13 protein-coding genes and 1 tRNA gene are annotated in these 18,063 nt (G+C 61.3%); 5 read left to right on the forward strand and 9 right to left on the reverse strand.

Features of this window, described 5'->3' with window-relative positions; genetic code table 11:
• Positions 1–4: 4 nt before the first annotated feature.
• From GT571_RS00620 to GT571_RS00660, 9 genes are all read right to left on the reverse strand, one after another.
• Positions 5–1,465 carry a sugar nucleotide-binding protein gene (locus GT571_RS00620; RefSeq protein WP_161154788.1) on the reverse strand — a complete coding sequence of 487 codons (1,461 nt, stop codon included), beginning with the start codon at positions 1,463–1,465 and terminating at the stop codon, positions 5–7.
• 122 nt (positions 1,466–1,587) lie between these two features.
• The gene (gene rfbB / locus GT571_RS00625; RefSeq protein ID WP_161154790.1) at positions 1,588–2,607 is read right to left on the reverse strand and encodes a dTDP-glucose 4,6-dehydratase; all 1,020 of its coding nucleotides are present in this window, start codon (positions 2,605–2,607) and stop codon (positions 1,588–1,590) included.
• A gap of 11 nt (positions 2,608–2,618) precedes the next feature.
• The gene (gene rfbA, locus GT571_RS00630; protein ID WP_161154792.1) at positions 2,619–3,518 is read right to left on the reverse strand and encodes a glucose-1-phosphate thymidylyltransferase RfbA; all 900 of its coding nucleotides are present in this window, start codon (positions 3,516–3,518) and stop codon (positions 2,619–2,621) included.
• Positions 3,519–3,525: 7 nt separating this feature from the next.
• Positions 3,526–4,692 (reverse strand): beta 1-4 rhamnosyltransferase Cps2T, encoded by a 1,167-nt coding sequence (gene cps2T, locus GT571_RS00635; protein ID WP_161154794.1) that lies wholly within the window; start codon positions 4,690–4,692, stop codon positions 3,526–3,528.
• Positions 4,692–5,441 carry a sugar transferase gene (locus GT571_RS00640; protein ID WP_338400668.1) on the reverse strand — a complete coding sequence of 250 codons (750 nt, stop codon included), beginning with the start codon at positions 5,439–5,441 and terminating at the stop codon, positions 4,692–4,694. Before GT571_RS00640 ends, cps2T begins: the two co-directional genes overlap by 1 nt.
• Positions 5,442–5,507: 66 nt before the next feature.
• Positions 5,508–6,059 carry an antiterminator LoaP gene (loaP, locus tag GT571_RS00645; protein WP_338400870.1) on the reverse strand — a complete coding sequence of 184 codons (552 nt, stop codon included), beginning with the start codon at positions 6,057–6,059 and terminating at the stop codon, positions 5,508–5,510.
• 779 nt (positions 6,060–6,838) lie between these two features.
• Positions 6,839–6,914: transfer RNA gene (locus GT571_RS00650), tRNA-Ala, on the reverse strand.
• A 79-nt stretch (positions 6,915–6,993) separates the two neighbouring features.
• The gene (locus tag GT571_RS00655) at positions 6,994–7,635 is read right to left on the reverse strand and encodes a thiamine diphosphokinase (protein ID WP_161154798.1); all 642 of its coding nucleotides are present in this window, start codon (positions 7,633–7,635) and stop codon (positions 6,994–6,996) included.
• 9 nt (positions 7,636–7,644) lie between these two features.
• Positions 7,645–8,334, reverse strand: coding sequence for an HAD family hydrolase (locus GT571_RS00660; RefSeq protein ID WP_161154800.1), 690 nt, complete (start codon positions 8,332–8,334; stop codon positions 7,645–7,647).
• Positions 8,335–8,665: 331 nt separating this feature from the next.
• On the opposite strand from GT571_RS00660, the gene glgB reads away from it, so the two are divergent.
• From glgB to glgA, 5 genes are all read left to right on the forward strand, one after another.
• Complete coding sequence (glgB, locus tag GT571_RS00665) at positions 8,666–10,945, forward strand: 1,4-alpha-glucan branching protein GlgB (RefSeq protein WP_161155080.1); 2,280 nt, start codon at positions 8,666–8,668, stop codon at positions 10,943–10,945.
• Between the two features lie 93 nt (positions 10,946–11,038).
• Positions 11,039–13,465 carry a glycogen/starch/alpha-glucan phosphorylase gene (locus GT571_RS00670; protein WP_161154802.1) on the forward strand — a complete coding sequence of 809 codons (2,427 nt, stop codon included), beginning with the start codon at positions 11,039–11,041 and terminating at the stop codon, positions 13,463–13,465.
• 104 nt (positions 13,466–13,569) lie between these two features.
• Entirely contained in the window at positions 13,570–14,718 is a 1,149-nt protein-coding gene (locus GT571_RS00675; protein WP_035138263.1) for a glucose-1-phosphate adenylyltransferase, read from the forward strand.
• Between the two features lie 4 nt (positions 14,719–14,722).
• Positions 14,723–15,850, forward strand: a complete 1,128-nt coding sequence (gene glgD / locus GT571_RS00680) for a glucose-1-phosphate adenylyltransferase subunit GlgD (RefSeq protein ID WP_161154804.1) — start codon at positions 14,723–14,725, stop codon at positions 15,848–15,850.
• Between the two features lie 90 nt (positions 15,851–15,940).
• The gene (gene glgA, locus GT571_RS00685) at positions 15,941–18,025 is read left to right on the forward strand and encodes a glycogen synthase GlgA (RefSeq protein WP_161154806.1); all 2,085 of its coding nucleotides are present in this window, start codon (positions 15,941–15,943) and stop codon (positions 18,023–18,025) included.
• Positions 18,026–18,063 lie beyond the last annotated feature (38 nt).

The following is an 18,063-nucleotide window of genomic DNA, read 5'->3' on the forward strand; positions in this document are numbered from 1 at the left end:
TCTCCTAACAAAAAAAAGAATCTAGATAATCGGATAAGCAAGCCTCCCAGTCTCTGGGCTTAAACCCTGTAGACTCGAGCCTGGACAGGTCGAGCGCCGAGTGGACCGGGCGCGGGGCGACGGGGCCGGCGGCGTTCGCGTAGTAGTCGGCGGTCGATACCGGCACGACCTTCCCGCCGTTGCCGTTGGCGGCCTCGAAGACGGCGCGTGCGATGTCCGCCCAGGACTTCACCGCGCCGGATCCGGTGCAGTCGTAGGTGCCGTAGGGGGCGTGCGTCCCCAGCACGTGGAAGATGGCCTCGGCCATGTCGCGCGTGAAGGTCAGGCGGCCCAGCTGGTCGTCGACGACCGTGACCTGCTCCAGCTTGTCGTCCGGGTCGGCGACGCGGTCGGACAGCCCCCTCATGGTCTTGACGAAGTTGTGCCCCTCGCCGATGACCCAGGAGCTGCGCATGATGTAGTGGCGCGGGCACCCGGCCACGGCGATGTCGCCGGCGGCCTTGGTCTGGCCGTAGACGGACAGCGGGGAGAAGGGTTCCTCCTCGTCGTGGACCTCGGCCGTGCCGTCGAAGACGTAGTCGCTGGACACGTGGACGAGGGTGATACCGTGCACGGCGCAGGTGCGGGCGAGCAGGGCCGGCCCGGTCGCGTTGGCCTTCCAGGCGGTCACGCGGCCCTCGGGGGTCTCGGCCTTATCGACGGCCGTGTAGGCGCCGCAGTTGATCACGGTGCCGTAGAGCGACCAGTCGTACTGCGCGTAGGCCTCCGGGTCGGACATGTCGAAGGTGTCGATGTCGCAGAAGTCGAAGTCCTTCGCCACGCCGCGCTCCTCGGCGAGCGCACGCACCGCATGGCCCAGCTGGCCGTTGCAGCCGGTGACGAGCGTCCTCTTGGGCGCCATGGGGACGACGTCGGCGAGCATCGGGTGGTTGAGGTCGGCCTCGGATACGGTGGCCTGGTCCAGCGGGATCGGCCACTCGATGGCGAGCTCGGGGTCGGCGAGGTTCACGAAGGTGTAGGTCCTCTTGAGCTCCAGCGACCAGTGGGCGTCCACCAGGTAGGTGTAGGCGGTGCCGTCCTCCAGGGCCTGGAAGGAGTTGCCCACGCCGCGCGGGACGTAGATGGCCTTGGACGGGTCGAGCGTGCAGGTGTAGACCTTGCCGAAGGTCTCGCTGCCCTCGCGCAGGTCCACCCAGGCGCCGAAGACCGAGCCGCGGGCCACGGAGATGAACTTGTCCCAGGGCTCGGCGTGGATGCCGCGGGTGACGCCGCGGCTGTCGTTGTAGGAGATGTTGTTCTGGACGACCCTGAGGTCCGGGATGCCGAGTTCGGTCATCTTGGCGCGCTGCCAGTTCTCCTTGAACCAGCCGCGCGAGTCGCTGTGGACGGCCAGGTCGACGACCTTGAGGCCCTCGATGCCGGTCTCGGCGACGGAGAGGTCCTTCTCGAATGCGATGTCTGCCATGTGGGAAAAGCTCCTATCGAAGAGGTTGGATAACCGGGGGCGCCCGCGCGGGGACGCAGGATCATCCCCATGCCCTGCGGCCCCGCGCGGGCGCCCCGCGGTGCGGGATGCCCGCGCGGGGCCTACTGCCCCTGCGCGCGGTAGCGGGCCTCGGTGGCCTCCTTGGCCGGGCGCCACCAGGACTCGTTCTCCACGTACCAGTCGATCGTCTGCTTGAGCCCCTCCGCGAAGTCGGTGTGCGCCGGCCTCCAGCCGAGCTCGCGCCGGAGCTTCGTCGAGTCGATGGCGTAGCGGCGGTCGTGGCCGGGGCGGTCGGCGACCCAGTCGAAGTCCTCGGGGTCGCGTCCCATCGCCTCCAGGATCATGCGCAGGACCGTGATGTTGTTCCTCTCGCCATTGGCGCCGATGAGGTAGGTCTCCCCCGTGCGGCCCTTGGTGAGGATGTCCCAGACGGCCGAGGAGTGGTCCTCGGTGTGGATCCAGTCGCGGACGTTCTCGCCACGGCCGTAGAGCTTGGGGCGCACGCCGTCGACGATGTTCGTGATCTGCCTGGGGATGAACTTCTCCACGTGCTGGTAGGGTCCGTAGTTGTTGGAGCAGTTGGAGATCGTGGTGCGCAGGCCGTAGGTGCGGGTCCAGGCGCGCACGAGCATGTCGGAGGACGCCTTCGTCGAGCTGTACGGCGAGCTCGGCTTATACGGCGTCTCCTCGGTGAACTTAGCGGGATCGTCGAGCGCCAGGTCGCCGTAGACCTCGTCGGTGGAGACGTGGTGGTAGCGGATGCCGTGCTTGCGGACGGCCTCCAGCAGGCGGAAGGTGCCCTCGACGTTGGTGCGCAGGAACGGCTCGGGGTCGGCGATGGAGTTGTCGTTGTGGCTCTCGGCGGCGTAGTGCACGATGGCGTCGTGGCCCGGGACGATCCTATCGAGCAGCTCGGCGTCGCAGATGTCGCCCACGACGAGCTCCACGCGGTCGGAGGGAAGCCCGGCGATGTTCTCGGGGTTGCCGGCGTAGGTCAGCTTGTCCAGGACGGTGACGTGCACACCGGGATGGTTGTCCACGACGTAGTGCACGAAGTTGCTGCCGATGAAGCCGCAGCCGCCCGTGACGATGATGTTCTTGGGTTCGAAGATCTCGGACATGGGGGTTCCTCCTAGTACTCGCGCGGGCTATTGACGATCTCGCCGGCGGCGACCTTCTTGAGGTGCTGCCCGTAGACCGACTTGCCGTAGGCCTTCGCGGCCTCCTCCAGCTCGGCGGTCGTGATCCAGCCGTTCTCCCAGGCGATCTCCTCGGGCACGGACACGGGCAGGTCCTGGGAGTGCTCCACGGCGCGGACGAACTCCGCGGCCTCGTGCAGGCTCTCCATGGTGCCGGTGTCCAGCCACGCGTAGCCGCGGCCGAGGGTGACCACGGACAGCGTCCCCTCCTCCAGGTACATCTGGTTGAGCGTGGTGATCTCGAGCTCGCCGCGCGCGGACGGCTGCACCCTATGGGCCTTGACGGCGACGTCGCCCGGGTAGAAGTACAGGCCGGTGACGGCGTAGGAGCTCTTGGGCTCGGCGGGCTTCTCCTCGATGGAGACGGCACGGCCCTCGCCGTCGAACTCCACGACGCCGAAGCGCTCGGGGTCGTCCACGTGGTAGCCGAAGACCGTGGCGCGGCCCGACTCGGCGTTCTGGACGGCGCGCGTCAGGTGGCGGCTGAGGCCGTTGCCGTAGAAGATGTTGTCGCCGAGCACCAGCGCGCACGGCTCGCCGGCGATGAACTCCTCGCCGATGGTGAAGGCCTGCGCCAGGCCGTCGGGGCTCGGCTGCTCTGCATAGGACAGGTTCACGCCGTAGCGCGAGCCGTCCCCGAGCAGGCGCTCGAAGTTGGGGAGGTCGGTCGGCGTGGAGATGACCAGGATGTCGCGGATGCCCGCCAGCATGAGGGTGCTGAGCGGGTAGTAGATCATGGGCTTGTCGTAGACCGGCAGCAGCTGCTTGGAGGTCACGAGCGTGAGCGGGTACAGGCGGGTGCCGGACCCGCCGGCGAGGATGATGCCTTTCATAGTCCTTTTATTCCCTTCCGAGGAACAATTCCTCATATGAGTCGGTGATATAGCCCCATGAGTAACGACTCCGGATAACATCTGTGGACGCCTCATCTAAGGCCTCAATCTCGTCCTCGTCCATGACGTCGGCGCAATTGATAAGAGCGGCGAGGTTCCCCAGGTCCTTGTTCCAGTACAGGGCGGAACCTTCTGCGACCTCTCGGTTGAAGCCCACGTCTAAAAGAAGATTCAGCTGAGTGAAAGCCAAGGCCTCCAAGAGGCTCGGGTTGGTGCCACCGACCTCATGGCCGTGGAAGTAGCCGTATGCCCGTTCGCGGATCTTCTTGAGGAGCTCTTGGTCGTAGACGGTCCCGACGAACTTGATGCGTGGATCGGACTTGAAATGCGTCTTCCGCTCGAGCTCCGCGAGGAAGGAGTCGTCCACTCCCGTCACGAGCGCGAAATCTCGCTTGGAGTCGGAAGCCATGAACTCCCGGATCATGGTCTCGTAGTTGTTCTCGGGCACGAAGCGCCCCACAACTAGGTAGTAGCCGAAGGGCTCGAGGCCCTTCTCGGAGAGCCATCCCGTGAACTTCGGGTCGTCGTCAGCGAGCGCTGAGCGCTTGATGTCGGCCCCGTAGGCGATGAAGGTCGTCTCGGGGTGCAGGTTGGCATACTCCCCTCGGATGTACTTCTCGATGTTCTTGGAGTCGCACACCATCAGGTCGGCGTGCTTGACCATCCCGCGCTCCGAGAGCTTCCAGTACTTGCGGACTGGTGCGCTCCACTTGGCGCGCTTCCACTCGTGCCCGTCGGGGTTCACGAGGACCTCGCCGCCAAGGGCGTGGATCCTGTTCACGTACCTGCCGAAGAACGGCCCGATGCGACAGGCCAGTACGTAGACGATGGGGTGCTGGACTCGATTCTCCTTGATGTAGGCAATGCACCACTTGAGGGCGTCGATGTCGTAGAAGATAGCCCTCGCGGCGCCGACGGGCCTGCGCAGCACGTTGAAGCAGTGTGCTCCGTTGTGCTCGAACTCGCCGACTTGCTCGGCGGAGTCCACGGCGCATGCCACGTGGTACTTGATGTCGTGCGATACCTGATTCTCGGTCAGCTTCTCCACGAACGTCTCGTAGCCGCCGTAGTTTGCCGGAATCCCCTTGGATCCGATGATGAAAACATGCTGCATTAGTACGCATCGCTCCCGTTGAAGACCTCCAGAACCGTTAGGAAGACGATCTTGAGGTCAGTTACAATTCCGCGCTTGGCTATGTACTCGAGGTCGCGGCGGACCATGCCGTCGAAACCAGTTGAGTTTCGATCGGTAACCTGCCACCAGCCGGTGATGCCGGGCTTCACGGCCAGGCGCTGCAGGTCGTACTCGGTGTACTCGGCCACCTCGTTGGGCAGCGGCGGGCGCGGGCCCACGACGGACATCTGGCCCATGAACACGTTCAGGAACTGCGGGAACTCGTCGATGGAGTGCTTGCGGATGAACTTTCCGATCTTGGTGACGCGCGGATCGTTCTTCATCTTGAACATGGCACCGGCGATCTCGTTCTGCTCCTTGAGCTCGGCGAGGCGTTCGTCGGCATCTCTGTACATGCTGCGGAACTTCCACATGCGAAAGGTGGTTAAACTACCGTCGGAACGGGTGCGGCCGACGCGGATCTGGCTATAGAACGGACTGCCCTCGCTCTCCAGGCGGATGAGTGCCGCCAGCACCAAACTCGGAATCGCGATTGCGACGAGCACGGCACCGCTGAACATGATGTCAAAGGCGCGCTTGACGGTACGGTACGCCAGGCGCGAGCGGTCCCAGTCCATAATGGATTGCATGGCCTTGTAGCGGCCGGCGCCCTCGCGCCGGCCCATGGCCTGAGCAATCAACACCGCCCCAGCGGGCGCATCTGTTGCAAATTTAGTTTTATCCGACACGTTCTCTTCCAACACTTCGTCCCCGGGTCGGGGATCCTCCCTGTTCTGAGTAGCGACCGTCTGCAGCTAGGCGATCGCCTTTTTAAGGTTGCGCATGAAGCGCTGCTCATTTGAAAGCACGGCGAGGCCAACGCGCGTAGTCACGCGTCGGCCGCACAGGTCGAGCTCCAAAAAAGCAGTGCTCTTGCGTCTATTAATGGTTTTAATGAGGCCCTCGTGGCCCAGCAGCGGACCAGCCGTCACTACGACTTGGTCACCGTCTTTTAGGGCCTCGCTCATGGGCACTACGCGGTCTCCCCTATGCGTAAACCCGCCAATAAGCTGGACCTCTTCTTTTGCAAGCGGCACAAACTGACCGTCCTGGGATAACACTCGGGCAAAGTCGTCCATGCGCAGCAGATACTGTTGCACGGTTCGGGGATCTGCTGTGTCGCAGATAAGATAACCGGGAAAGAGCGGCTTGGTCGTGTTGACCCATTCGCCGTGTACCTTAATCTCGGTTTTATATTGGGGATAAAAGAGCTCTTGCATGGCACCAGTCGGCACCATACGCTCGATGCGCTCGCGCATAACGTCTTCGCGACCGTTAATGACCTGGATCACATACCACACGAGCACCACCCCCTTGCTGTCTTATGTGTGGCTCACGGGGTTTGGGTATGGCTTCGCCAGGGCGCTTGTGCGCGAAGGCGCTCCATATTCAAACCCTGAGCCCAGTTAGACAAGCACGTGGCTCTGCCCCACCGTGAACGGTATGTATAAATGCAGCGCAGAGGTCACAGACACGTATCGCAAGAATGCCTGCAACCTCAGCTGACTGCGTGCGAGCCGGTCAAGCGATTTCAAAACTGGACCACACGCAAACAGCTGAAGAACTGCCGTAGTTTGCCGTAACAACTTATTACACCTTCTAATGCGAACTTATAAATAGCCACAAAAGCAAGTGCAAAACGTGCATGGCAATCGATATTGGAGCTCGTGGTTTTTCTAACACCGCCGTTACGGCCGGATGCTGATCGACCCTGCGCTTTGTGACTTGCTGGAGCCGCGAGCACAGTTGAACTCATGTAACGTTAGGTATCCTAGCACAAGCTGTTAGTGAAACTGATTTGGGCTGCGTTGGACAACATATCGTTCATTTGACGTGCTTAAGGGGGTTGTTTTGAGATGTGTTCACGTTGGCGCAGGTTAATGGGGTGCTGGCAATAATTGGTAGCGTTCCTGAAGCCCAGCTGGAGAAGCGAGCTGCACTGGTAATTGCATTTGGATAACAAACTATGTACAGACATGGGAAATAAATTGTGCAACTTTTTGTTGATGTGGGTATGGGTTTGTGACGCGAGGTATTTTGGCATGAAAAAAGGCCTTCGGAATTCCGAAGGCCTTTGCATTCACGATGGTGGAGACGAGGGGGATCGAACCCCTGACCTCTTGACTGCCAGTCAAGCGCTCTCCCAGCTGAGCTACGCCCCCGTGACGAGGAGATACTATAGGGGAAGTTGACGCGACGTGCAAGGACTTTTTTGGGTCAGACTTTAAATGCCTATTGAGCCTATTGATATAGGTAAGCGATGGCGGTGCCGGTGTGGACTCGGATCGTGGCTGTTGACCTAACGACGTTGCTGATGCCTGTGTCGGCTAGCAGGTCCAGAGAGCTGTGATCTAGTTCCCACTCTAGGCCGTGCTCGCTTACAACCGTCCCAGGGGCTATGGCGATGATGGAGAAAGTCTTGCCCTCGGTGCCTTCGATGGTCCACGTTTCGCCTGCGTGGAGGATGCGGGCCGTGGTCTCGTTTTCGGCAATCCAGACGGGGGCGTCATTGTAGCCCGCGAGCAGCCCCAGTACGGATAGCGCCATATCCGGACGGCCGCCGGTGGCGCAGGTCGCGAACACTTCGGCACCCGGCCAGCGACGGCGGACGGAATCGAGCGCCAGCGCCAGGTCGGTATAGTCTTTGTAGGGGTCGTGACGCTCAACTTCAAAGTCGGTGGCGGCATCGACCAACGCACGACCCGCGTCACTTACCGTGTCGGCATCCCCCACATACACGTCGCAGCTTAGTCCCGCACCCAGAAGGGCATCCAGGCCGCGGTCCACGGCGACAACGTGATCGCACTCCCCTGCTAACCTACGCAACAGATCCGCGCTCGCCAACACGGGCGAGCCACAGACTACTAGTACTTTGCAAGCCAAAAACCTCGCCTATCCTTCAAACGAAAGCACGCGAGCCAAATCCAGCTCCTCGTAGCTGTCGATAAAGATATCGCAGTTGGCGCGCACGTTGTCGCGCTTCATGCGGCCGTGCGGGTCATAAATACCCACACGCTTAAAGCCGGCGGCCCCAGAGCTCTTAAGGCCAAAAACCGCGTCCTCAAACACCCAAGCGCGCTCAAACTTATGCCCATGATGCTCCTCCAGGCGGCGCAGCGCCAGCTCGTACACATCGGGGAACTGTTTGGAGCGTCCTGCCTCGCCTGTCGTGGTAACAAACTCCATGTAAGCGTCGAGTCCGGCACCAGCGAGCGCGGACTGCACCAGCTCGGCCGGCGTAGACGTGGCAACGCACATGGAAATGCCCGCCGCCTTCGCCTGCTCCAAAAATGCCAAGAGCCCCTCGCGCGGTGGCACCTTGGAGTAGCCATCGATCAGGATGTTGCTCAGCTCGCGATACAGCTCCTCGCCATTCTCGCCAATGCCCCACGTGTCGTGGTAGGCCTGGCACTCGTCCTCGAGCGACAAATGCTCAAACTGGGCAAAATCGTCGACCGTCACGTCAACTCCGTGGCGGTGCAATAACTCGGGCTGGGCATAGGCCCAAACGGGAGTGCTATTAACCAGCGTGCCGTCGCAATCGAAAATAAAAGCAACGTTGGGGGCGGCGGTCTGGGACATAAACGAACCTTTCAATGTCAAATGGTAAACATCCTGATAAAAACGTTTTACCAAACGTCAGACTAACAATCTTGAAACCCTAATTGGTAAAACTGTCAAGAGTTTTACCATCGCAATTCTGCCAGTGGTCTAAACATGGCGCTCGCCGATTAAACACCGCCGCAAATCCACTTTTCTCCATAAAAGTAACGAACAGGTGTTATCGTATTTCGTGCCGAAAGTTCCACCGAGCACGCGAGGTGGAACGAATCATAGAACTATCGCCGTCCCCTCGATTCGTGCAGCCTTGGACCTTTCGCATCTAGTCACCAAGGCAACACGCTGCCGCGTCATGATGGGATCAAACGTGAGCGATACAAAGCTAAAGCCAGCAACCAAAAAGCCTGCTACCCGCAAAGCCGCCCCGCACGCACCGGAGCTCACCAAGGACGATGTCTATCTGTTTGGCATTGGTACGTGGGAGCGCAGCTGGGAAAAGATGGGCGCGCACCCCGACACGCAGAACCGTACGCGCGGCTGGCGTTTTTGCGTTTGGGCGCCCGACGTAAAGAGCGTCCATGTCATTGGCGAATTTAACGACTGGGATGAACAAGCCAACCCGCTGGTGCCCATGCATACGAGCGCTATTTGGGAAGGCTTTATTCCTGGCGCAGAGCAAGGCCAGCTCTATAAGTACCTTATCGAGACCAACGGGGGCGAAAAGCTCTACAAGGCCGATCCGTACGCCTTTAAGGCCGAGTGCCCTCCGGGTACCGCCAGCGTGCTGTGGACCCTCGATGGCTACAAGTGGAACGACGCCGCGTGGCTTAAGCGCCGCGCCAGCCATAACCACATGTCGCAGCCGCTTAACATCTACGAGGTGCATATTGGCTCGTGGAAGCGCCACGGCGACGCGCCGCAGGGCGAGCCGGACGAGTACGGCAACTACCCCGGCCCCATGGATCCCTTCCCCGCACAGCGCGGTGAGTTCTACACCTACGACGACCTGTCGGTGGAGCTCGTGGACTACGTACGCGACATGGGCTACACGCATATCGAGGTCATGCCGCTTATGGAGCATCCCTTCGATGGCTCCTGGGGCTACCAGACGACCGGCTACTATGCCGCCACGTCGCGCTACGGCAACCCGCAGCAGCTCATGCACTTTATCGATGCATGCCACGAGGCAGGCATTGGCGTAATCATGGACTGGGTGCCCGGCGGTTTTTGCGCCGACGCCCACGGCCTTGCCACCTTTAACGGCCACATGCTGTTTGAGCACGAGATTCACCCCAACTGGGGCACGCATAAGTTCGATTTCGCCCGCGGCGAGGTCCGCTCCTTCCTGGTTTCCAACGTTCTGTACTGGCTCGAGAACTTCCACGTGGACGGCATTCGCATGGACGGCGTGTCCAGCATGCTGTACCTCAACTTTGGCATCGACGATCCGGGCCAAAAGAAGTTCAACAAGTACGGTACCGAAGAGGACCTGGACGCCAGCGCGTTTATCCGTCAGGTCAACTGCGCTGTTGAGGCCCACTTCCCCGACGTGATGATGATGGCCGAGGAGTCCACCGCGTGGCCGCTCGTGACCTACCCGCCGCAGGACGGCGGCCTGGGCTTCCACTACAAGTGGGACATGGGCTGGATGAACGACACCCTGCACTACATGCAGACCGATTTTCCGTGGCGTCCCGGCAACCACGGCCTGCTCACGTTCTCCATCATGTACGCCTTTACCGAGAACTTTATCTGCCCGCTGAGCCACGACGAGGTCGTGCACGGCAAGTGTTCGCTCATCGGCCGCATGCCGGGCGACTGGTGGCGCCAGTTTGCCGGCCTACGCACGCTGGCCTTCTACCAGATGACGCATCCCGGTGCCAAGCTCAACTTTATGGGCAACGAGATCGGCCAGTTTATCGAGTGGCGCTACTACGAGTCCATCCAGTGGTTCCTGACCGAGGAGTACGAGACTCACAGGCATCATCAGGCGTTTATTAAGGCGCTCAACCACCTGTACACCGCCGAGCCCGCCCTGTACGAGCGCGGCTACACCGACGACGGCTTTACCTGGATCGATGCGGACAACTCCAAGCAGTCCATCGTGAGCTTTGTGCGTCAGGGCGAGGACGTCGACGACGACCTGGTGATCCTGATCAACTTTGACCCGGCGAGCTACGAGAGCTTCCGTGTGGGCGTGCCGCGCGAGGGTGACTGGGAGGTCATCTTTGACTCCGACCGTCCCGAGTTTGGCGGCAGCGGCTATGCTGGCGAGGAGCCCTACACCTGCTCGAGCGAGCCCTATCCCTGGAATGGGCAGATGGACTCCATCGAGATTAAGGTGCCCGGACTGGCAGGCGTGGTGCTTAAGCGCCGCGGTCCCAGCAGCTACAAGCCGCCGGTGGTTGAGGCTCCCAAGGCTGCGCCCAAAAAGCGCACGTCCTCGGTGAAGCCCAAGGCCGCGGCCGCCAAGAAGGCTCCGGCTAAGGCAAAGGCTGCGACCGCGACTAAGGCCAAGACTAAGGCTGCCGCAAAGCCCGCTGCTAAGGCCGCGACCAAGAAGCAGGCTGCCAAAAAGGCCGCTACCAAGGCCAAGTCTGCTTCTGCTAAGCCGTCTGCCAAGGATGCGTAACAAAGCCGTTACAGTTGTAATCACCCGCCCCGTGGGGGCGTAGGATACAAGTCATAACCGTTCCGGGGAACAACTCCCGGGGGAAAGGAACGTATGAATAAGATCTTCGACAACAAGCAGGAGTTTACCGAGCTCTATCGCGATGCCGTCATGAGCATCAGCGGCAAGAGCGTCGAGGCCGCCAGCGACCTCGACCGCTTCAACGCCCTGGCCAAGCTCGTGGCCGAGAAGGCGCGCACCGTTGCCACCAAGAGCGACGCCCGCGCCACCGCCGAGGGCAAGAAGCGCGTGTACTACTTCTCGATCGAGTTTTTGATCGGCCGCCTGCTCGACAACTACCTGCTCAACTTTGGCGTGCGCGACATGGTCGCCGAGGCGCTCGACGACATGGGCTTTGACCTGTCCGTCATCGAGAACCAGGAGCCCGATCCGGCGCTGGGCAACGGTGGCCTGGGCCGCCTGGCCGCATGCTTCCTGGATTCCATGGCAGCCGAGGGCATTGCCGGCTACGGCAACGGCATGCGCTACCGCTACGGCCTGTTTAAGCAGGAGATCGTCAACGGCAGCCAGGTCGAGGCCACCGACGAGTGGCTCACCCACGGCTATCCCTGGGAGGTCCGTCGTCAGGACAAGGCCGTGACCATCAAGTTTGGTGGCCACGTCGAGGGCTTTGAGGAGAACGGCCGCACGTTCTACCGAACGGTGGACACGCAGGACATCCTGGCCGTCCCCTATGACATCCCCGTGGTGGGCTATGCCGGCGAGACCGTCAACAAGCTGCGCGTCTGGGCCGCCGAACCGGTCGAGGAGCACTTCGATCTGGAGGCCTTCAACCGCGGCGACTACGCCCTGGCCGACGCCGAGCGCGCCGAGGCCGAGGCCATCAGCGCCATCCTCTACCCCAACGACGCCGGCGAGCACGGCCGTCTGCTGCGCCTGAAGCAGGAGTACCTGTTTGTCTCGGCCGGCATTTACAGCCTGCTCGACACCTTTGAAAAGGAGCACGGCGCTAACTGGGAGCTGCTGCCGCAGTTTGTGGCCATCCACACCAACGACACCCACCCCGCCATGTGCGGCCCCGAGCTCATGCGCATCCTCATCGACGAGAAGAAGCTCGAGTGGGATGACGCCTGGAACATCGTGACGCAGGTCGTGAGCTACACCAACCACACCATCCTGCCCGAGGCCCTGGAGAAGTGGCCCATCGGCACGTTCTCCAAGCTCCTCCCCCGCGTGTACCAGATCATCGACGAGATCAGCCGTCGTTGGCACGAGTCGTTCGACACCACGCAGGAGGGCTGGCAGGAGCGTCTGCGCCAGACCGCCATCCTGTGGGACGGCGAGATTCGCATGGCCAACCTGTCCGTGATCTGCAGCCACAGCGTCAACGGCGTGGCCAAGATTCACTCCGACATCATCAAGAACATCGTGCTCAAGGACTTCTATGCCCTGACGCCCGAGAAGTTCAATAACAAGACCAACGGCATCTCGCACCGTCGCTTCTTTGCCGAGGCCAACCCCACCTATGCCAAGCTTGTGACCGAGGCCATTGGCGATGGCTGGCTCAAGGACGCCTTTGAGCTGGAAAAGCTCAAAGAGTTCCAGAACGACACCGAGTTCCTGAAGGCCGTGGGTGCCTCCAAGCGCGCTAACAAGGAGCGCCTGACCGCCTACGTCAAGGCTGAGACCGGTCTGGTTATTGACCCCAACACCGTTTTCGATGTCCAGGTAAAGCGCTTCCATGCCTACAAGCGCCAGCTCATGAACATCATGAAGGTGATGGACATCTACAACCGTCGCATCGCTGATCCCAACTTCCACGTGACGCCGACGACCTTCATCTTTAGCGGCAAGGCTGCCTCGAGCTACACCTTCGCCAAAGAGACCATCCGCCTCATTAACTCCGTGGCCGACGTCATCAACAACGACGCCCGTGTGAACGAGGTCATGAAGGTTTGCTTTATCCCCAACTTCCGCGTGAGCAACGCCCAGCTCATCTACCCCGCCGCCGAGATCTCGGAGCAGATCTCCACGGCCGGCAAGGAGGCCTCGGGCACGTCCAACATGAAGCTCATGATGAACGGCGCCATTACGCTGGGCACCCTCGACGGCGCCAACATCGAGATCGCCGATCTGGCCGGCCGCGAGAACGAGGCCATCTTTGGTCTGACCGCTCCCGAGGTCGAGCAGCTCTGGGCATCCAACAGCTACTTTGCGTGGGACACCCTCAACAACGATCGCGAGCGTCTGGGCCGCGTGATGGACGAGCTCAAGGACAACACCTTTGCGGGTCTTTCGGGCAACTTTGAGAGCATCTACAACGAGCTCATGAACAACAACGACCCCGACCTGGTCATGGCCGACTTCCGCAGCTACGTGGATGCTTGGGAAAAGCTCACGAACAGCTACGGCGACCAGGAGACCTGGAACCGCAAGGCTCTGCTCAACACCGCCTCCTCCGGCTGGTTCTCGTCCGACCGCACCATTCGCGAGTATCGCGACGAGATCTGGCACGCATAAAGCGCGCGAGCTCCCTTTGCCGCACGGCATTACTCGACGGGCGTGACAGTGCGCCGCGCCCGTCGCTAATGGGTTAGGAACATCGATGACAGAAGGAGAAATCGATGAGTAAGAAAGAATGCATCGCGATGCTCCTCGCAGGAGGACAGGGCAGCCGATTGGGGGCACTCACCCAAAAGATCGCCAAGCCGGCGGTTAGCTTTGGTGGCAAGTTCCGCATTATCGACTTTTCGCTGTCCAACTGCTCCAACTCGGGCATCGACACGGTGGGCGTTCTGACGCAGTACCGTCCCTACCTGCTGCATGCCTACGTGGGCTCCGGCGAGGCGTGGGATCTGGACAGCCGCGACGGCGGCGTGTCGATCCTGCCGCCGTACGAGACGCAGACAGGCGGCGCCTGGTATGCGGGCACGGCCGACGCCATTACGCAGAACCTCGACTACATCAAGGCCAACGACCCCAAGTACGTCCTGATTCTTTCGGGCGATCACCTGTATCGCATGGACTACCGCAAGATGCTCAAGACGCACATTGAGAACAACGCCGACCTCACGGTGAGCGTTATGCCCGTGCCGTGGGAGGAGGCCAGCCGCTTTGGCATCCTGACCACCGACCCCGAGGACGGCCGCATCACCAAGTTCACCGAGAAGCCCGAGAAGCCCGATTCGAACCTCGCTTCCATGGGCATCTACATCTTCTCGGCCGACGTGCTGATCGAGGCGCTCGAGGAGGACGCTCTGGACCAGCGCTCGAGCCACGACTTTGGCAAGGACATCATCCCCAAGCTGCTCGGTGAGAACAAGCGCCTGTACAGCTACGAGTTCCACGGCTTCTGGAAGGACGTCGGCACCATCGCCAGCTTCCATGAGACCTCGATGGACCTGCTGGGTAACAACCCCGAGTTCGATCTGTTCGACAAGAACTTCCCCATCATGTCCAACATCACCACGCGTCCGCCGCACTACATTGGCCCGGACGGCCGCCTAGACGACTGCCTGGTCTCCAATGGCTGCAAGATCTACGGCACCGCTCGCCACTCGATCCTTTCGACCGATGTCATCATCGAGGAGCGCGCCGTGGTCGAGGACTCCGTGCTGCTGCCGGGTGCGCACGTTAAGAGCGGCGCGCACATCTGCCGCGCTATTTTGGGCGAGAACTCCACGGTCGAAGAGGGCGTGAAGCTCGGCTCTGTCGATACCACCAAGGATACGGCCGTCGTTGGAAATGACGTCGTTATCGGGAAGGGGGAATGATCCGATGATCAATCGCAAGGCCATCGGTTATATCACCGCTAACTACTCTTCGTCCTACGGCAGTGTCCTGCTCAAGGACCGCCCCATCGCGTCCGTTCCGTTTTTGGGCCGCTACCGCCTGATCGACTTCCCACTGTCCAACATGATGAATGCCGGCATTAAGACCGTCGGCGTCGTCATGCCGGGTAACTACCGTTCGCTAATCGACCACGTGGGCTCGGGCAAGGACTGGGGCCTTGACCGCAAGAAGGGCGGCCTGTTCATGGTGCCCGGCAACGCGTATGGCACCACCAAGGGCGGTATGCGCTTCCTGCTGCGCGACATCATTTCCAACAAGACGCTGTTCCAGCGCTCGGAGAAGCCCTATGTCGTGATGATGGGCACCAACATCATCTTTAACATGGACCTCAACACCATCATCGAGGCGCACGAGAACTCCGGCGCCCAGATGACCGTGGTGTACTGCAAGGCCACGCGCAACGTCGAAGACGAGACCAAACTCGAGATTAACGAGAACGGTCGCCTGACGGGCGTGAGCGCCGGCGTCGTGTATGGCGACAACGCGTCTATGGACTGCTGCATCGTCAACCGTGAGACGCTGCTCGAGATCATCGACCACTACCAGGCCGCCGACTATCTGGACCTGCTCGAGGCACTCCAGGGCGACTTTGGCAACATCGACGTGTGCAGCTACGAGTACAGGGGCGAGGTCGTGGGCGTGTTTAGCGAGAAGTCGCTGTATCGCCGCAGCATGGACCTGCTCGACCAGACCGTGGCCGATCAGCTCTTTGACCCCGAGCGCCCAATCCTGACCAAGGCCCACGACGTGCCGCCTTCGCGCTATGCGACCGGCAGCCACGCGTGCAACTCGATCATCTCGGCCGGCTGCATCATCAAGGGCACCGTACGCAGCTCGATCCTGTCGCGCGGCGTCGTGGTCGAGGAAGGCGCTTCGGTGACCAACTCGATCATCAACCAGAGCTGCATCATCAAGAGCGGCGCCCGGGTCGAGAATGCCATTCTGGACAAGAACAACGTGGTTCCCACCAACACCGAGCTTCGCGGCACGCCCGAGAACATCCTGGTGCTGGGCAAGGCTCCGTTAACTTCCGACACCACCATCGTACGTTAACGTTGGCACCGCAACATCGCTCGTAACATGTAGAATAGCCGCCCGGTTTGTGCCAGGCGGCTATTCTCGAATTGCAACATGGGAGACAATATGGCAGATTCCAGCAAAAAGATGCAGATCGTGTTTGCCTCGGCCGAGTGCGCACCGTTTGTAAAGACCGGTGGCCTGGGCGACGTGGCGGGCTCGCTGCCCGCGGCGCTTGTGCGCGCCGGCGCCGAGGTCATCGTCATGGTGCCCAAGTACGCCACCATCAAGGACGAGTACAAGGCGCAGATGGAGCACTTCTCCGACTTTTACGTGAGCCTGGGCTGGCGCAACGAGTACTGCGGTCTCGAGAAGCTCGAGCACGACGGCGTCACCTATATGTTCATCGACAACGAGCGCTACTTTGCGCGCGACTATCCGTACGGCTTCTTTGATGACGGCGAGCGCTTTGCGTTCTTCTCCAAGGCCATCACCGAGAGTCTGCAGCACCTGCCGGCCGGTTTTGAGTGCGACATCCTGCACTGCAACGACTGGCAGACGGCACTGGCGCCCGTGTTCTTGCGCGAGTTCTACCAGGGCCTGCCGCTGTACGACCGCGTCAAGACCGTGTTCTCTATCCACAACGTGGCGTTCCAGGGCCAGTTTAGCGACACCGTGATGGAGGACATCCTGGGCGTGGCGCATATTCCGGCGGCCGCCTCGCAGCTGCGTTGCGACGCCTGCAGCATCAACTACATGCTGGGCGCGCTGCGCTATGCTGATGCCATCACCACGGTGAGCCCCACCTATGCCAACGAGATCCAGGCGCCCGAGTTTGGCGAGGGCCTGGATGGCGTGCTGCGCGAGCGTTCGTACGCGCTGCAGGGCATCCTTAATGGCATTGATGTGGCAGGCTTTGACCCGGCGACCGACAAGCGCATTGCCGCCAACTACACGGTTGAAGACCGCTCCGGCAAGGCCGTGTGCAAGGCCAAGCTGCAGGAAGAGCTGGGGCTCGAGGTTCGCGACGACCGTCCGCTTATGGTCATGGTCACGCGTCTGACGCGCCAGAAGGGCTTGGACCTGGTCATGTACGCGCTCGACCGCATCCTGGCCGGCGGCGTGCAGGTGGCGGTGCTGGGCACCGGCGACCGCGACTACGAGGACGGCCTGCGCTACTTCCAGGACAAGTACCCCGGCACCATGGCCGCGCGCATCGAGTTCGATCCGGCGCTGTCGCAGCGCATGTATGCCGCCGCCGATATGTTCCTGATGCCTTCGAAGTTTGAGCCCTGCGGCCTGTCGCAGATCATTGCCATGCGCTACGGCACCCTGCCCATCGTGCGCGAGACCGGTGGCCTCAAGGACACCGTGCAGCCGTACAACGAGTTTACCGGCGAAGGCACGGGCTTCTCGTTTAGCAACTTTAACGGCGACGAGATGGGCGACGCCGTATTCCGCGCGGCGCGCCTGTTCTGGGATAACCGCGACGCTTGGAACCAGCTGGTCACGCAGGCCATGAGCCAGGACTTTAGCTGGACGCGCTCGGCCGACAAGTATCTGGACCTGTACTTCTTTATGCACCCGGAGATTGAGAGGCCGGCGGCTGTGGCTGAGTCTGAGGAGCCTGAGGCAGTTGAGTCCGAGACTGTGGCACCCGTTAAGGAACCCGCTGCTGCCGAGGAGCCCAAGGCCGAAGAGAAGCCAGTTGAAGCTAAGCCCGTTAAGGCCGAGCCTGAGGTGAAGGTCGCTGCGAAGCCTGCGGCTAAGAAGACCACGACTCGTAAGACGACGGCCAAGAAGGCCACAGCGACCAAGACGGCGGCAACCAAAACCACCGCTGCCAAGAAAATGACCACGCGCAAGCGCACCACCGCAGCTGCCAAGAAGACCGCCGAGGCCGAGGCTGCTCCCGAGGTAAAGGCTAAGGCCGCCGTCGAGGCCAAGCCCGCCGTCAAGGCACCGACCAAGGCTGCTGCTCCCAAGGCGGAAGCTAAGGTCGAGGCCAAGCCCGCAGTAAAGGCCAAGCCGGTACCGAAGGCATCCGAAGCCAAGTCCGCTGCCGTCAAAGAGGAGCCCAAAGCCGAGGTAAAGGCCAAGCCCGAACCCGCCAAGAAGGCCCCGGTCTCCCCCGCCGCCGCGACCGAGGAAAAGGCTCCGAACAAAAAGACGTCCGTCCGCAAGGCAACGGCCACCCGCAAGCGCCGCTAGCACACAGACGATTCAAAACCTCATCAAACCCTAAGCAA

The organism is Collinsella aerofaciens (genome assembly GCF_009876115.1).
GTDB classification, from domain to species: Bacteria; Actinomycetota; Coriobacteriia; order Coriobacteriales; family Coriobacteriaceae; genus Collinsella; species Collinsella aerofaciens_N.

Bases quoted from the DNA above. Each gene is read 5' to 3' on its own strand.
- GT571_RS00620 (WP_161154788.1), bottom strand. From the start codon at position 1,465: ATGGCAGACATCGCATTCGAGAAGGACCTCTCCGTCGCCGAGACCGGC.
- rfbB (WP_161154790.1), bottom strand. From the start codon at position 2,607: ATGTCCGAGATCTTCGAACCCAAGAACATCATCGTCACGGGCGGCTGC.
- rfbA (WP_161154792.1), bottom strand. From the start codon at position 3,518: ATGAAAGGCATCATCCTCGCCGGCGGGTCCGGCACCCGCCTGTACCCG.
- cps2T (WP_161154794.1), bottom strand. From the start codon at position 4,692: ATGCAGCATGTTTTCATCATCGGATCCAAGGGGATTCCGGCAAACTAC.
- GT571_RS00660 (WP_161154800.1), bottom strand. From the start codon at position 8,334: ATGTCCCAGACCGCCGCCCCCAACGTTGCTTTTATTTTCGATTGCGAC.
- glgB (WP_161155080.1), top strand. From the start codon at position 8,666: ATGATGGGATCAAACGTGAGCGATACAAAGCTAAAGCCAGCAACCAAA.
- GT571_RS00670 (WP_161154802.1), top strand. From the start codon at position 11,039: ATGAATAAGATCTTCGACAACAAGCAGGAGTTTACCGAGCTCTATCGC.
- GT571_RS00675 (WP_035138263.1), top strand. From the start codon at position 13,570: ATGAGTAAGAAAGAATGCATCGCGATGCTCCTCGCAGGAGGACAGGGC.
- glgD (WP_161154804.1), top strand. From the start codon at position 14,723: ATGATCAATCGCAAGGCCATCGGTTATATCACCGCTAACTACTCTTCG.
- glgA (WP_161154806.1), top strand. From the start codon at position 15,941: ATGGCAGATTCCAGCAAAAAGATGCAGATCGTGTTTGCCTCGGCCGAG.